Annotated in this window: 2 protein-coding genes; both read right to left on the reverse strand. The window is 55.5% G+C overall.

Annotation, left to right across the window (positions count from 1 at the left end; all coding sequences use genetic code 11):
• Positions 1 to 810 (reverse strand): hypothetical protein (locus VGE80_RS11600; protein WP_440592784.1); only part of this gene is annotated, 810 nt, incomplete at its 3' end.
• 95 nt (positions 811 to 905) lie between these two features.
• A partial coding sequence (gene pilM / locus VGE80_RS11605; protein ID WP_440592785.1) for a pilus assembly protein PilM occupies positions 906 to 2510 on the reverse strand: 1605 nt, incomplete at its 5' end.

The following is a 2510-nucleotide window of genomic DNA, read 5'->3' on the forward strand; positions in this document are numbered from 1 at the left end:
AACTGCCGCTGCGCCCCCTCCGGGCATACCGGCCATTCCGCCTGTTGCACCCATATCGCCGCCGCCCCCTCGCATTCCCATGCCGCCCATCATTCCCATCCCGGCAGCACCGCCGAATCCGGCCATGCTGCCGTCGTCGGAACCCCCTCCCGAGCCCCCCAGAGAGGGTTTTTCACCACCTCCGCGCAGTTCAAGAACGTCAATCTGGTGAACACAGGCTTCAGCACGCCCAGCATCAGGACCTCCGTTGGCCTCTGTGATTGACTGGAAAAGTCCTTCCAGCAACCACAGATCTTCCATCACTTCCCAGATGATTTCTGATTTAGGGGGTGCCTTCGTCCACGGCTTCTGGTTCATCAATCGGAACATGGACTGAATGGGAAAATTGACGACCCCAGTTCCATCGGCATCCATCGGGTTAAGCGTCTTCCAGACGCGGGTCACTTCTTCAACATAAGCATCGCGGAAGAGTTCTCGCTCTTCGTTCTTGAGCTTTTCATCGTATTCGACGTGAGGCAGGCCGGCTGGAAGCACCATCCGTTCCTGCTGGCGCTTCCAGAGCCCTAACTGGGTCGACTTGATGGACGATTCCTGTTTCCCATTGACCTCGGCCAGTCGCTTGGTCCAGACCTCGTTTGGAATGTCGGCCGTTGGGATACTGGTGTTGGCGGCTTCAATTTTTGAAGTCCGTTCCGCAATCGCAGCGGCCGTCTTGCCCGTTCCGCTCCACCAGCCAAAGAACGTCATCAATAGTCCGATGCCCAGCAGAATCCAAAACTTCTGTTTCAGGACGGGTTCGAGGGCTTCCATGATTTCTACCTTCTCGGAAAACTGACAGTCTGCAATTCGATGTTGTGCGTAAGGCGGTCTGGTCTGGAACGATCCGTTGCCGTAAGGAATTAACCTTACTGCTCTTCCGTTGCACCCGTCGATTCAGAATTGGTTGGAGTGCCGGTTTGCTCGGGAGGCCAGGGTTTACGTTGGTCAAGTGGCGTTGGCTTCCAGGCAAACACGACCTTGAATACTGTTCGCTGCAGAGTGATGGACTTTTCCGAACCATCATCTTCGCTTTGCAACCGACCTGCGTTCGGAGCATATCCCGTAGCACCGCCGGGGAATCCTGCAGGGCCGCCGAATGCTGCACCTGCCGGTGCACCAAAGGGTGCTGCTCCTCCTCCAAAGCTGTTGCGGGACTGTGGTTTTCGGTTGGGAGTGAACAGAATTGGCGTGGACGCGGTTGCCTCGGGCATCGTGGCATGCGTAATCCCGATCAACCGAACGGGCGTCTCGACAAGAGGACCGCCCGAGGGGTCTTCTCGTTTAACCGTCCAACTCTGCAAATTCTTCAGGAATTTGACATCCACATAGGTTGCACCACGTCCCTTGGGGTTTTTGTCCTCGTGGTGGTAGTGAATCCCATGCAGTGTAAAGACGTAGCCCTCGCCGGTGGGACCCACCGACCGGTCGTTAATTTCGTAATCAGGATTCGCAATTTTATCATCGAACTTGGATGCGTTGTCCGGATCCTTGTCTTCACGGAAGTAGAGTTTCGCTTCACCTTCTTCCGCTGCGATTGCCGGTTCGCTGAACCACGAACCGAGGTCACTGTATTTCTTGGTGGTAATACTGCGAATCGAAATCCGATCGCGCAGAGCCATGTTCATTTCATCGAGCTGGTTATCCGTGTCTCGTGGCAGACATTCATCGATCGCCTTGTAGACTTCCAGCCACTGTTCCCGCGTGTCCAATGAGCGGACCAGAACATCCCCTGAGGCTTTCAGGGATTTGTTCTTCCCCTCTTCCCCTTCGTAGTCGGAACGGAGTTTACTCGCTTCCTTACTGATTTTTTCTGCTTCTGCTTCCGCCTCACCAAAGCGTGTGGTGCTGACGGACTGCAGGACGTTGCCAAAACCGGCAGCGGAAGTCGCCAATCCCAGCAGCAATGTGGCCGCCGTGGCGACAGCCCAAGGCTTTTTGCGGCGAATCAGACGTGCAGTCGCGATTTCCGGGGGAAGCAGCGTGGTGTGGATGTCAGTCAGATTCAGACACTGAAGCGCCAGACCATACGGGACGCAGAATGTCAGCAGGTTTTCCTGGAACAGGGGAGCGTTGAGGACATTGTCACCCACGGCTGCCTGGAACGTATCGACACGTTCAACTTCGTATTGGAGGTTCTGCTGGAGAAACTTCTGCAGACCGGCAAGACGGAACCCGTTTCCGACGCCGATCAGGCGGGAAATTTTCGCACTGCGATTCACGCTTGAGAAAAAGCCGATCGAACGTTGAATCTCAGAGACATAGTCGTTGAAGACAGGACGCAAGGCCTGAAACACGGCTCGCGGATCGGGTGCTTTCGTGGCGTTGCACTTGAGGTGTTCGGCCTTGGCGAACGTCAGCTTCATTTCCTTCGTCAATGCCCGGGTAAAGTGGTTCCCACCCACCGGCATATTGCGAATCCAGATCTTCTTGCCATTGGTCACCATCAGCGACGTAGCGTCCGAACCCATGTC

Origin of the sequence: Schlesneria sp. (genome assembly GCF_036405755.1) — a bacterium.
In the GTDB taxonomy this organism is placed as follows: Bacteria; Planctomycetota; Planctomycetia; order Planctomycetales; family Planctomycetaceae; genus Schlesneria; species Schlesneria sphaerica.